General features: G+C 64.4%; 10 protein-coding genes. 4 read left to right on the top strand and 6 right to left on the bottom strand.

Going from position 1 to position 11,715, the window contains the following annotated elements; all coding sequences use genetic code 11:
- Nucleotides 1-72: 72 nt before the first annotated feature.
- On the top strand, nt 73-741 hold the full coding sequence (locus tag ACOVRJ_RS00670; RefSeq protein ID WP_422041981.1) for an OmpA family protein: 669 nt from the start codon (nt 73-75) through the stop codon (nt 739-741).
- 8 nt (nt 742-749) lie between these two features.
- On the opposite strand, the gene ACOVRJ_RS00665 is transcribed toward ACOVRJ_RS00670, so the two are convergent.
- Both ACOVRJ_RS00665 and ACOVRJ_RS00660 read right to left on the bottom strand, forming a co-directional pair.
- The gene (locus ACOVRJ_RS00665) at nt 750-1,772 is read right to left on the bottom strand and encodes a LysR family transcriptional regulator (RefSeq protein ID WP_422041980.1); all 1,023 of its coding nucleotides are present in this window, start codon (nt 1,770-1,772) and stop codon (nt 750-752) included.
- Between the two features lie 3 nt (nt 1,773-1,775).
- The gene (locus tag ACOVRJ_RS00660) at nt 1,776-4,112 is read right to left on the bottom strand and encodes a GH92 family glycosyl hydrolase (RefSeq protein ID WP_422041979.1); all 2,337 of its coding nucleotides are present in this window, start codon (nt 4,110-4,112) and stop codon (nt 1,776-1,778) included.
- 333 nt (nt 4,113-4,445) lie between these two features.
- On the opposite strand from ACOVRJ_RS00660, the gene ACOVRJ_RS00655 reads away from it, so the two are divergent.
- Both ACOVRJ_RS00655 and ACOVRJ_RS00650 read left to right on the top strand, forming a co-directional pair.
- Nucleotides 4,446-5,273 carry a basic secretory protein-like protein gene (locus ACOVRJ_RS00655; RefSeq protein ID WP_422041978.1) on the top strand — a complete coding sequence of 276 codons (828 nt, stop codon included), beginning with the start codon at nt 4,446-4,448 and terminating at the stop codon, nt 5,271-5,273.
- On the top strand, nt 5,270-7,093 hold the full coding sequence (locus ACOVRJ_RS00650; RefSeq protein WP_422041977.1) for an ABC transporter substrate-binding protein: 1,824 nt from the start codon (nt 5,270-5,272) through the stop codon (nt 7,091-7,093). The genes ACOVRJ_RS00655 and ACOVRJ_RS00650 overlap by 4 nt, the downstream gene beginning before the upstream one ends.
- On the opposite strand, the gene ACOVRJ_RS00645 is transcribed toward ACOVRJ_RS00650, so the two are convergent.
- On the bottom strand, nt 6,993-8,042 hold the full coding sequence (locus tag ACOVRJ_RS00645; protein WP_422041976.1) for a sterol desaturase family protein: 1,050 nt from the start codon (nt 8,040-8,042) through the stop codon (nt 6,993-6,995). The genes ACOVRJ_RS00650 and ACOVRJ_RS00645 overlap by 101 nt on opposite strands.
- Before the next feature lie 49 nt (nt 8,043-8,091).
- On the opposite strand from ACOVRJ_RS00645, the gene ACOVRJ_RS00640 reads away from it, so the two are divergent.
- Nucleotides 8,092-8,682 (top strand): Crp/Fnr family transcriptional regulator, encoded by a 591-nt coding sequence (locus ACOVRJ_RS00640; RefSeq protein WP_422041975.1) that lies wholly within the window; start codon nt 8,092-8,094, stop codon nt 8,680-8,682.
- Here ACOVRJ_RS00640 and ACOVRJ_RS00635 read toward each other — a convergent pair.
- The 3 genes from ACOVRJ_RS00635 to ACOVRJ_RS00625 all read right to left on the bottom strand — a co-directional run bounded on the left by ACOVRJ_RS00635 (nt 8,679) and on the right by ACOVRJ_RS00625 (nt 11,669).
- Nucleotides 8,679-9,629, bottom strand: coding sequence for a carbohydrate kinase family protein (locus ACOVRJ_RS00635; RefSeq protein WP_422041974.1), 951 nt, complete (start codon nt 9,627-9,629; stop codon nt 8,679-8,681). The two genes, ACOVRJ_RS00640 and ACOVRJ_RS00635, sit on opposite strands and share 4 nt — an antisense overlap.
- Complete coding sequence (locus tag ACOVRJ_RS00630) at nt 9,626-10,849, bottom strand: AGE family epimerase/isomerase (RefSeq protein ID WP_422041973.1); 1,224 nt, start codon at nt 10,847-10,849, stop codon at nt 9,626-9,628. Before ACOVRJ_RS00630 ends, ACOVRJ_RS00635 begins: the two co-directional genes overlap by 4 nt.
- Before the next feature lie 148 nt (nt 10,850-10,997).
- Nucleotides 10,998-11,669: a 5-formyltetrahydrofolate cyclo-ligase gene (locus tag ACOVRJ_RS00625; RefSeq protein ID WP_422041972.1), complete on the bottom strand. Its 672-nt coding sequence runs from the start codon at nt 11,667-11,669 to the stop codon at nt 10,998-11,000.
- Nucleotides 11,670-11,715 lie beyond the last annotated feature (46 nt).

The following is an 11,715-nucleotide window of genomic DNA, read 5'->3' as shown; positions in this document are numbered from 1 at the left end:
AACATCAATCATCCTCAGCGCCCCGATTTCCATTCGTCCGCATCGTTTCACGCATTCAAGAAGGAAACCGTCATGCCCTCAAACACACGCAAGATTTCGCCAGCGCCCACCCTGCTGCTGCTCGCCCTGCTCAGCCTGGCCGGCTGCGCCAATTTGGACGAAACCCAAAAGGGCACGGCCGGCGGTGCCGCCATCGGCGCGGTGGCCGGCGCCATCATCAGTTCGGCCACCGGCGGGAGCGCAGGCACCGGGGCCGTCATTGGAGGGGCCCTGGGCGCCGTGGGTGGCAATCTGTGGTCCAAGAATATGGAAGAAAAGCGCCGCGCGATGGAGCAGGCCACCCAAGGCACAGGCGTAGAAGTGACGCGCACGCCGGACAACCAGCTGAAGCTGGAAGTGCCCAGCGACATCTCCTTCGCCGTCGGCAGCGCAGCGATTGAGCCGCGCTTACGGCCGGTGCTGGATGCATTTGCCAACGGCCTGAGCGGCCAGGGCAACCTCTTGGTGCGCATCGTCGGCCACACCGACAGCACGGGCTCGGACGCCATCAATGACCCCTTGTCCAAACGCCGCGCCGACAGCGTGCGCGACTATCTGGAAGACCGCAGCATCAGCGGCAATCGCATTGAAGCGGTCGGCCGTGGTTCTCGCGAGCCGGTGGCTAGCAATGACAGCGCCGAAAGCCGCGCGAAGAACCGCCGGGTGGAGATCTTTCTGCGCGAGCCTGAGGCCAAGAACTGAACCTGGGCTTAAGGGGTTTGCGGACTTGCTTCCGCGCCCGCTGAAGCCGAGCAGTCGCTCAATAAGAGACTGAGTAGCTGCCGCACGACCGGGCGGTCGAGTGCCGCCCGGCGATAGACCAGGTAATAGCTTTGCCGCAAGGGGCCAAGCTCATTCGTCTGTTTGGCTTTGCTCGTCAGGGCCTGACCCGCCAAAGGCTCGAGCAAGCGGCCCTCGCGCAGATCGTCCTGCACCAAGAGTCGCGGTGCCAGCGCCAGCCCCAGGCCGGCACGTGCCGCCTCCAAGCACATCATGCCGTTGGCAAAGCTGGCGCTGCCGACGCCGCCCTCTTCCAGCTGCTGCTCCAGCATCAGGCCGCAGGCCTGCAGCCAACGCGGCCAACTGGGGTACTCGCTCATGCCTTGCAAGGGGCGATCGTGCAGCAGGCGCAGGCGGGTCCAGTCGCTGTCCAAACTCAAGCCCTGCAGGCCCAAGCTCTGCAAATAGGCCGGGCTGCAGACCGGAATCACCTCGGTGCTGAACAGCAATTGGCTGCTCAGCTCGGCCCCCACGGCGGGCTGATAGTCCAGCAACAGGTCTTGCCGCTCGACATCTCGGTCCAGCTCGGATTCGATCTCCAAATGGCAGTTGGGCAACGCCGCCATCAGGGCCGGCAGGCGCGCCAGCAACCATCGATGACACAGCAAAGGGCGCACCGACAGGTGCACCGTCTCCAGCTGGCGCCCCCGCAAACCCTGTGTCGCCTGGCGCAAGATGCTGAAGGCTTCGCTGACCAAGGGCAGGTAGCGCTCCCCCTCAGCCGTTAAACGCAGGCTCTTGGTCTCGCGCACAAAGAGCTGCACGTCCAAATAATCTTCCAGTTGCTTGACATGCAGGCTGACCGCGCCGGGCGTGACAAACAGCTCCTTGGCGGCCGCGGTAAAGCTGAGCTTGCGGGCCGCCACTTCGAAGGCGCGCAAAGCATTCAGCGGCGGCAGACGCTCCTTCAACACAGGGCGCAGCGATTCCAAGGGGGCGCGGGATGAACTCATGAATCAAGGCAGATCAAGATACGGCGTCTGACTGTAAGGCCGGTTCGCATGCGCAACGCCGCGCTCGGTGTTCGCCGGAGCCTGCATCCGAAACACCAGCTCGCCGCCTTGCATCAAATCTTCATGGCGCAAGACGCTGGACGCATGCGCTTGGCCGTTCAAAAAGACTTCACCAACGAAAGCATTTTGCGCCGTCAGCCCTTCGGCGCGGACGCTGAACTCACGCCCATTGGGCAATTTGAGTCTGGCCCGATGGACGAAAGGCCGGCCGATCACATACTCGTTGCTGCCCGGCGCCACCGGATAAAAGCCCAGGGCCGTGAACAGCAGCCAAGCCGACATCTGCCCCAGGTCGTCATTGCCCGCCAGGCCGGCCGGACCGCTGGCGTACTGCATCGGCACGATTTGGCTCAGGCGTTGCTGGGTCTTCCAGGGTGCGCCCGCATAGGCATACAAGTAGGCGATGTGGTGGCTGGGTTCGTTGCCGTGGGCGTAGTGGCCGATCAGGCCGGAGATGTCCTCCATATGCGCGTACATCTTGGGATTGGTTTCGGCCTCGAAGATCTCGTCCAGGCGCTTCACCAAGCCGGCGTCGCCGCCCAGATTGCCCACCAGGGCCGCGCAGTCATGCGGCATGTACCAGGAGTATTGCCAGGCGCTGCCCTCGGTGTAGTCGCTGCCATAGCCGGCGGCCGTGGGGTCAAAAGGCAGGCGGAACTGGCCGTCGCTGCCCTTGCCGCGCACAAAGCCGGTGGCGGGGTCGAGCAGATGACGGAAGCTCTGCGCACGTTGGTAGTAACGGGCCGCCACCGAATGCTCGCCCAGGGCCTCGGCCATGCGGGCCAGGGTCCAGTCGTCGAAGGAATACTCCAGCGTCTTGGAAGCGCCCTCGCCTTCCTTATCAAACGGCACATAGCCAAGCTGGAGGTAGTCGCCGATGCCACCATAAGGCGTGTACTCGGCGCTGGCCTGCATGGCGCCCAGCGCGGCCTTGGCGTCAAAGCCGCGCAAGCCCTTGAGATAGGCGTCGGCGATCACCGGCAGGGCGTGGTAGCCGATCATGCACCAGGTCTCCAGGCCATGGAATTGCCAAACCGGCAAGATGCCATGCGGGCTGTGCTGCTGCGAGGCCAGCAGCGAGTTGATGAAGTCGCCATTGCGCTGCGCGCCCTGCGTCAGCAAGAGCCAGGGATGCAAGGCCCGGTAGGTATCCCAAAGCGAGAAGGTCGAGTGGTAGCTGAAGGCCGGACCAAAGTCCTTGGCCTGGTGCACCGCGTTGTCGGGTCCGCGGTAGCGGCCATCCACATCCATGAACAGGCTAGGCGCCTGGCAGGCGTGGTAGTGCGCGGTGTAGAGGCTGGTGCGCAGCTCGGGCGCTGCGTCGATGGCCATCACGTCCAAGGTGTCGGCCCAGGCCTGGGCGGCCAGCAAGCGCTGGGCCTCGAAGTCCCAGCCCGGCATCTCGCTCAGGTTGGCGATGGCGCCGTCTTCGCTGACGGCCGAGATGCCCACCTTGACCAGCAGTTGCTGGTCGGCCGGGATGCTGAACTCAAAAGCCGCAACCAGCGCGCGGCCTTCCAACACCCGCTTCTCATGCGCCTCGCGGCCAGGTGTGCGAAAGCCCCGGTACTCCACATCGGTCTCGGTGTTGTGGAACTCGTGGCGGGTCAGCGGCCGCGAGAATTCGATGGCGAAATAGAGCTGGCGGCCCGGCGCCCAGCCGCGCGTCTCGCGCATGCCGGTCAGCAGCTGCGGCGTGCGCAGGCGCAGCCTCGACCAGAGGTTTTTACCCGGGTGGTTGTAGACGCTGGAGCGCAGGTCCAGCAGCAGCTTTGGGGCTGCGCCGGGCTCGAAGTGATAACGGTGCAGGCCGACGCGATCGCTGCAGGTCAACTCCACATCGATCTCATGGTCCAGCAGGCGCACGGCGTAATAGCCGGGACGGGCGCGCTCTTGCTCATGCGAGAAGCGCGAGCGATAGCCGCTCATGGCGCGCTCGGGGTAGCCGGGCTCCAGCTTGGTGGCGCCGGTGAAGGGCATCAAGAGCACATCGCCCAGATCGCCATGGCCGGTGCCGGAGAAATGCGTGTGCGAAAAACCCAGGATGGAGTCGTCTTCATAGCGATAGCCGGCGCACCAGGGGTAGGCCTGGCGGTGGTGGCGATGCTGGGTGTCTGGGCCCACCTGCACCATGCCAAAAGGCCGGGTGGCCGCCGGGTGGCAATGGCCGTCGCCGCCGGTGCCGATGAAAACGTCGACCGCCGCATAGGCCGAGTCGGCTGCAAAAGGCATTTGCGCCGCTGAACCCTGCAGCCGCTCGAGCGTCGAAAAAATAGACATGGTCTGAAGCACTGGGCCGACTCCGGCCGCCGCGAGAAATTCAAAGTGCTGCCATGCTAGTGGCGCAAGCAGCGCAGAAGCAGCCGGCGATGCTCGATAGTTTCTGGGCAATGACCCCAGCTTTCTTGATGTGCGCAGGCAGGAGAATGGCCCGGCAGCACTGACGGGCAACTCAGGCCCCCATTTCAGACCAGGCTGGCGCAGCAAATCTGCAGCCTTGGCTCAGTTCTACTCCATCGCCAAGGCGGCTTGCGACGACAAGAATCCACCTCTTCTCAGTTGCAGTGCCCCAAGCCTGGACGGCATGTCGGCAATCTCTCGAAAGCCATGTTGATGACGCGAATTCGGAGCGCCTTAGCCGCCGCCTTAACCGCCACCTTGCTGGGCTGCTGTGCCACGGTTCACGCTGCGACGCCGGTGCAGGTTCAAGCGCCCCGACATTTGCCTGCCGTGGCATGGGCGGACGCCGACTGGGGCCGAGTCGCCAGGCCAGCGGTGGACTATAAAAATGATGGCTCCGCGGGCGCACAAGCCTTTGCGGCCTTGGTGCCTGACATCGAGGCCTATGTGCATGAGATCGCCCGAGGCGTGGTGCAGCGCCTTTACAAAAGCCCAGCCGAGGTGCCCGCCTTCAAGACCCTGGAGCTGCGCATCCGCGAATGGAATGGCGAGAAAGGAAGCGCCGAGCCCCGAGACGGCATCGCCTGGAAGGACGGCGCGCCGCCCGAGCGCATCATCGTCAACGTCAACACCCGCTGGCTGCAGAGTTATGCGGCCAAGGGCGGCCATATGGCCGACGAGGTCAAGGGCATTCTCTTTCACGAGATGGTCCATGCCTACCAGCATTCCGAGGGCATGGCGGCCGCGGCCCTCGAGAGCTTGGCGGATCTGGTGCGCTACCAAGCGGGCTTCGGCTACGCCAAGGACCGCAGGCTCGGCGGCAAGTACAGCGACCCCTACAAAACCGGCGCCTTCTTCTTCGCTTACCTGGTCGAGCAAAAAGGCTTCAAGGATTTCGGCCCCTGCTTCAATGCCACGGCGCGGCCGGGCGAGAACTTCCCCTGGAGCTGGGAGAACGCGATTGCCGCATGCACCGAGGGCGGCGATGTGAATGCGCTTTGGGCCGAGTACCAAGCTTGGATCCCGACCCAGTCCCCATGAGTGACCCGCTGTTGACACGTCGCCAACTCCTCTCGACGAGTTTGGCAGTCGGCCTGCCGGTTGCACCCAGACTGGGCCAAGCCGCAGAGGGCATCAAAACCCTGCGCTTGGCCTTCAAGGCGGCCGAGACCGGCTTCGACCCGGCCCGCATCTCCGACGGTTACTCGCGCGCCGTGACCGGCCATATCTTTGAAGCCTTGTTCTGCTTCGATCCGCTGGCCCGGCCGGTACTGATCAAGCCCTTGACGGCGGCGGCCCTGCCCGAGATCAGCAGCGACTTCAAGACCTTCACCATTCGCTTGCGGCCCGGCATCTTGTTCGCCCCCGACCCGGCCTTCAAGGGCCAGCCGCGTGAGTTGGTGGCGGCCGACTATGTCTACAGTTTCAAACGCATCGTGGACCCGGCGAACATGTCGCCGATGCTGCCCTTTTTGCTAACGGCCCAAATGCTTGGCTTGAACGAGCTGCGCGAGCAGGCGCTGAAGAGCGGCAAGGCGCTGGACTATGAGCAAGACATGCCCGGCCTGCGCGCCCTGGACCGCTACACCTTGCAGATTCGCGTGGCCGAGCCGCGCCCGCGGCTGATTGAACGCCTGGCCAGCAGCGACATCTTTGGCGCGGTGGCCCGCGAGGTGGTTGAAGCCTATGGCCGAGATGTCGACGCGCATCCGGTCGGCACCGGCCCCTACCGGCTGGCGCAATGGCGGCGCTCTTCACGCATGGTGCTGGAGCGCAACCCGGTCTACCGGGAACGCGTCTATGACGCCACGCCGGCGGCCGACGATGCCGAGGGTCAGGCCTTGCTACAGCGCTTCAAAGGCCGGCTGCTGCCCATGATGGACCGGGTGGAGATTGCCATCATTGAAGAAGACCAGCCGCGTTGGCTGTCCTTCTTGAACGGGCAGCTGGACATCCTCGCGGCTCCGGGTGACGGCGTGCCGCCGCCTTTCATCAGCCAAGCCCTGCCGCACGGCCAACTGGCGCCGTTTCTGGCCAAGCGCGGGGTGCAGTTGTTCAGGCAACTCAATGCCGATTGCTCGCTGATCTATTTCGGCATGACCCATCCGGTGGTGGGCGGCCTCTCGCCCGAGCGCATCGCTCTGCGCCGCGCCATTTCCCTGGGCTACGACGTGCGCCGCAATATCGCCTTGGTGCGCCGCGGCCAGGGCATCCCAGCGCAAAGCCCCATCGTGCCGCACACCAGCGGCTACGACCCCGCCTTCAAGAGCGAGATGGGTGAGTTCGACCCACAACGCGCCAATGCCTTGTTGGACGCCTATGGCTGGGGACAGCGCGATGCCGAAGGCTTTCGCTTGCAGCCGCAGGGCGAGCGCCTGACGCTGGAGGTGGCCACCACGCCCGACCAAGCCGCAAGGCAGAGCGATGAGCTATGGCGCATCAATCTGCAGCGCCTGGGTCTGCGGGTCAAATTCATCACCGCCAAATTCCCCGAGCACCTGAAGTCGGCGCGCGCCGGCAAGCTGATGATCTGGGGCTTTGCCGTGCAGTCCGACGTGCCCGACGGGCTGGCTGCGCTGGCACGCTACAACGGCCCGCAGGCCGGTTCGCAAAACGTCTCGCGCTTTTCGCTCCCTCAGCTGGACCGCCTGTACCAGCGCCTGGAAGCCTTGTCCGACGGCCCCGAACGCGAAGCCGTCTTCCGCGAAAGCAAGCGCCTGGCGGTGGCTTTCGCACCTTACAAAATCGTCGCCCATTTAATCAGCAACGATGTCGCTCAGCCCTGGGTGCAGGGCTATCGCCGCCCCTTTTTCTGGAGCGATTGGTGGCAGTATGTGGATCTGAGTTCGGCTCCGCGCTGACGCTGCCCCGGCCGCTTTTGCCCGGCAGCGGCCCGCAGATCAGCTCGCGCAAATGCAGGCGTTCCGGCCGCCAAGACCCAGCGGCCCAGCCCACATGGGCCGGCCCCTGGCGATTCGGATGGAAACCACTGCCAAAGACCCAATCCCACCAGGGTACGACGGTGCCATAGTTGCCGGCCTCGTTCAGGAGCACGCTGTGGTGCCAACGATGCAGATCCGCCCCACCCAGCCAAACGCGTAAACCGCGCAGACTGCCCGCCACATTGGCATGCGCCGCCAACTCCTGCGCCTGGACGAATAGCGCGGCCCAGAGCATCAAATCCGCCGGCACCTGCAGCAAGAGCCAAGGCAGCCAGCGCCCCAGCTTGTTCCACAGCAGATTGAAGGGATGGACCAACACGCTATTGCTGGTGTTCACGGCCGTCGGCCAGTGATGCAAGGCATGCCAGCGCCACAGCGCGGGCCGCTCATGGGCCCAGCGATGCAGCCAGTACGGCAGGAACTCACCCACGGCGATCACCAAGACCAGCGCGATCGGCAAAGGCAGGACTTGCCAGCCTTGCTGCAGCCATAGGCTGATGCCAGTTTGTGCCGCGCCCAACATGCTGTGTTCACGCCAGGCCAGCGCTGCCAGATTGGCGGCGAGCGAGAACAGGGTGTCCACGAGCGCGGCCAGACCCAGCGAGCTGGCATCGCGCCGCATATCGGCGGCACTGGCTTGCCAATCGGCACGCCCCGGTCGCAAACGTTCGCACAGCATCAACCAGGCCAGCGCCAGCAGCGTACCCGCGGCGAGGGTCAACTCATGACTCCATCCCCAGTGCCAAGTCAGCAAAGCATAGGCTGGCAGGGCCAAGAGCAGGATCAGGTGCGGCCAATTGAGCGGCTCGGGATTGGATTCAGCGGAAGGCAATCGGGCATGGCGGCGCGAGGCATCATGGGCTTTCATGGGGCATGATGCTGAGCCTTTAGAACGCCTCGCGCATTAACCTAGGTTCATGGAATCACAGCCCTGCCCACTTTGCGGCCCCGCCTTTGTCGACTGGTTGGCGGCTTGCCCGCAACGCTCGGCGCGCTGGCAGGCGCTGCCACGACGCAAGCTGCGCCGCGGTCAGCGCCTCTTGGCCCAAGGGGAGACCATAGACCGGATCTGGTGGATGGAGCAGGGTTTGGCGCGTGGCTTTTTCCTCGACACCGAGGGCCGCGAGCGCAACCATGCGTTCTACGCCGAACTCGACTGGTTGGGCGCGGCCGGCATCGGCGCGCGCAGCCCCTGGCATCTGGAGGCTTTGGAAGCCGGCCTTGTCGTCGAACTCAGCGCCCAAGACTTGCTCGACCTGCAAGCGGATTGGCCGCAAGCGCCAGCCTTGATCATGCAGGCCCTGCTTGCCGGCTTGGCGCGGCAGACGCAGCGAGAGCAGGACTTGCTGATGTTGGATGCCGCAGCGCGCTATCAATCGTTCTTGAACAGCGCCCCGGCCTTGGCCGAACGCTTGAGCCAAAAGCACATCGCAAGCTATTTGGGCATCACCGAAGTGGCGCTCTCGCGCATCCGCAGGCGCCAGCGGGAGGACGCTGGCCGGGCTTAAGCCTTGAACCGCACCTGGGGTAAGAGCGCTTCAATCTGCGCGCGGCTCAAGGCGCTGGCCCCCGCTGACTGGCAAGCCGCAGCACCGGCGGCCACCGCCCAGCGCAAATGCTTGCAAGGCTCGGCATCGGGCGCTTGCATCAGGCTGAGCAGCACGCCGGCCATGGAAGCATCGCCGGCACCCACGCTGTCGACCACCTCGATCTGCGGCGGGCGGGCACGGAACACTTGCTCATCTTGCCAAAGCGTGGCGCCCTCAGCGCCCTGGGTCAGCAGCAGCAAGGCGCGAGGATTCCAGGCGCGGATTTGCGCCAGCCCCGCGTCGATCGAATCGCTGCGGAACAAGCCGCGCAGATCTTCGTCCGACACCTTGATGAGATCCGCCAGGCGGCACATGGCCTGCAGCGTCTCGTCATAACGCTTATTCATGGCGGCAGCGCGGAAGTTGGAGTCGTAGCTGATGCGCTTGCCCGCAGCCTTGAGCGACTGGGCCAAGGCCAGCAAACGAGTCGCCAGCGGCTCGCGGGCCAGGCTGATGCCGCCGAAATGCGCCCACTGCATGCTCTCGCGCCAGCCGCTGGGCAAGGCTTCGGGATGAAAGTGCAGGTCCGCACTGTCGTCACCAACAAAGAAGTACTGCGGCGGCGTCAGCTGATGCACCATCGCCAGCAAGGGCGACTTGCCCGACACTGGTTGGATGAAGCGCAGATCCAAGCCGGCCGATCGGCTGGCCGCCAGCAGCGCATCGCCGAACACATCCGCACTAATGGCGCCGCCGAATGCAGACGGCACGCCCAAGCTGGACATCGCCCTCGCCACATTCCAAGGCGCACCACCATTGACCGAGAGCCATTGATCCGGGGCAACGCGAATCATGTCGGTCAGGGCTTCGCCGAAGGACACGAAATCTGGCCAGCCGGCGGCAGGCGCGCAAATCGGCAGCTTCATCGCGAGGCGGCCTCCAGCGCGGCCATCATCTCGTAGCAGGCGCCCATGGTGTGATAGTCGGTCTTGCCGGCCGGGCTTTTTTCATCGCTGTAGGCGCTGTTGTCGGGCCGACGAATTCGGTACCAGGCGCCGTGGCGGTGGTCGACCATATGCGCCCAGGCATAACGCCAAATGCGCTCGTACTCATTCCAGTAGTTGGTCTCACCGGTTCGCAGTGCCAAGAGCCCGGCTGCAGCCAGGCTTTCGGCCTGCACCCAGAAATACTTGTCGGCATCGCAGACCGTGCCGTCGGGCGCGAAGCCGTAGACCAGGCCGCCGTGTTCTTCGTCCCAAGCACGGCGCATCGCGGCATCAAACAAGGCGCGCGCGCGCGGCAGCAGCCAACTGGCATCGCCGCTCAGGTGCGCGCGATGCCGCTCCAGCGTCAGCAGCAGCTTGGCCCATTCGCTCAAGTGGCCGGGCTGGATGCCCCAAGGCCTGAAGATATTGCTCTTGTCATCGCGGTTGTAGTCCCAGTCGACCTGCCAGTCGCTGCGGTAATGCTCCCAAATCAAGCCATCCGCCAGCGCGGCCTGAACCACCGTGATGTTCTTGGCCACTTGCTCCGCGCGCAGCAAATAACGCGACTCGCCGGTGGCATCAAAAGCGGCAAGCAGCGCCTCGCAGGCATGCATATTGGCGTTCTGACCGCGGTAGGGGTCGAGCCGGGTCCAGTCGGCGCTGGCCACATCGGCGTAAAGCCCAGCTTGTGGTTCCCAAAAGCGCGCCTCCATCAAGTCCCAGGTTTCCTCCAGCCACGCCTTGGCCTGCGTTTCGCCCGCCATCAGCGCATGGGCGTAAGACAGCATCACAAAGGCCAGGCCATAGCAATGGTTGTCGGCATCCAGCGGCAGCGCTTGGCCGCCTTGCCAACGCAGGCACCAGAGATAGCCGCCGGTATCGGCCTGGCGATGCGCTTGACGCAAGAACTGCAATCCGTGGCGCAGCTTGGCCAAATAGTCAGCATCGCCAAAGTGCCGATAAGCCATGGCGTAGTTGAAAACAAAGCGGGTGCTGCTGACCAGATGGCGGGTCTCGCGGTCATAAACCTCGCCCGCATCTTTGTAGAAATGGAAGAAGCCACCGCTGGGGTCGACGCAGCGCGGATCGTAAAACGACAGCGTGTGCCGGACATGGGCCCGCAAAACGGCGGGGTCACGAAAATTTGGAGTCTCAAGCATGGCCATGGTCGGTCGCTTCATTCAGTTTTCGCATCACTGAATTAGAAGCCATCACCGTCATGCCGCGCTGGCTGGTCGCGCGAGACTTGCTAGGGCATGGCCCAAGCATTTCTGGGCAAGAGCCAGCACTTGCTGCTAGACCCAAACTTCAAGGCGAGATCACTTCGCGCTCGGTGAGAATCAAGGTCAAGGGCTGATCATGGGGCTCGGCCGCGAAATGGCATTCGCTGAGCTGCCAGGCGATGCCGATGCTGGTGACGCCCGGGTGAGCGGCCAGCCAGCGGTCGTAATAGCCGCCGCCATAGCCCAGGCGATAGCCCTCACGGGTGAAGCCCACGCAGGGCACCAAGACCACGTCCGGCACCAGCACGGCGCCGCTGCTGCTGGCAATGCCGCACTCGTCTTGCACCGAAGGCTCGGTGCCGTCCCAGCGGCGATAGTCCATGCGACGCGGCGACTTGTAGGCAAAGGGCAAGCTCCATTGAGCTGGGCCGGCGGCCATGTCCTCCTCATCATCGTCGTCATCATCATCGCCCTGCGCGTCGACCGCATCTTGCGGCTGATGCAACACGCTGCCTGGGGCCAAGTCGAGCAGCGGCTGTGACAAAGCCTGCACTGCGTTAAATTCCCCCTCAAGCGGCCAGAACAGGCCCAGGCATTGCGGCTCCAGTTGCTGCAGCACCGCGCGCAGATGATGGCCGAGCGCCGCGCTAGCCGCATGCGCGGCCGGCGTGGCCAGCCAGGCCGCACGCTGGGCCAGCAATTGCGTACGCAGGGCGCCGCGTTCATGCGGCATGATGGGTGCTGAGCTTGTGGGCATGATGGTGGACACGCGTCCCTTGGAAGAGAAAGAGGATTGTTTTGGC

The organism is Roseateles sp. (genome assembly GCF_049240545.1).
Lineage (GTDB): Bacteria > Pseudomonadota > Gammaproteobacteria > Burkholderiales > Burkholderiaceae_C > Paucibacter_A.
Note: the sequence above shows the minus strand (reverse complement) of the source record. Positions and strands in the feature narration are given on the sequence as shown.

Excerpts from the sequence above, each read along its gene's own strand:
- ACOVRJ_RS00650 (WP_422041977.1), top strand. The coding sequence starts at position 5,270 with ATGAGTGACCCGCTGTTGACACGTCGCCAACTCCTCTCGACGAGTTTG.
- ACOVRJ_RS00635 (WP_422041974.1), bottom strand. The coding sequence starts at position 9,629 with ATGAAGCTGCCGATTTGCGCGCCTGCCGCCGGCTGGCCAGATTTCGTG.
- ACOVRJ_RS00625 (WP_422041972.1), bottom strand. The coding sequence starts at position 11,669 with ATGCCCACAAGCTCAGCACCCATCATGCCGCATGAACGCGGCGCCCTG.
- ACOVRJ_RS00655 (WP_422041978.1), top strand. The coding sequence starts at position 4,446 with ATGACGCGAATTCGGAGCGCCTTAGCCGCCGCCTTAACCGCCACCTTG.
- ACOVRJ_RS00660 (WP_422041979.1), bottom strand. The coding sequence starts at position 4,112 with ATGTCTATTTTTTCGACGCTCGAGCGGCTGCAGGGTTCAGCGGCGCAA.
- ACOVRJ_RS00670 (WP_422041981.1), top strand. The coding sequence starts at position 73 with ATGCCCTCAAACACACGCAAGATTTCGCCAGCGCCCACCCTGCTGCTG.
- ACOVRJ_RS00630 (WP_422041973.1), bottom strand. The coding sequence starts at position 10,849 with ATGCTTGAGACTCCAAATTTTCGTGACCCCGCCGTTTTGCGGGCCCAT.
- ACOVRJ_RS00640 (WP_422041975.1), top strand. The coding sequence starts at position 8,092 with ATGGAATCACAGCCCTGCCCACTTTGCGGCCCCGCCTTTGTCGACTGG.
- ACOVRJ_RS00645 (WP_422041976.1), bottom strand. The coding sequence starts at position 8,042 with ATGAAAGCCCATGATGCCTCGCGCCGCCATGCCCGATTGCCTTCCGCT.
- ACOVRJ_RS00665 (WP_422041980.1), bottom strand. The coding sequence starts at position 1,772 with ATGAGTTCATCCCGCGCCCCCTTGGAATCGCTGCGCCCTGTGTTGAAG.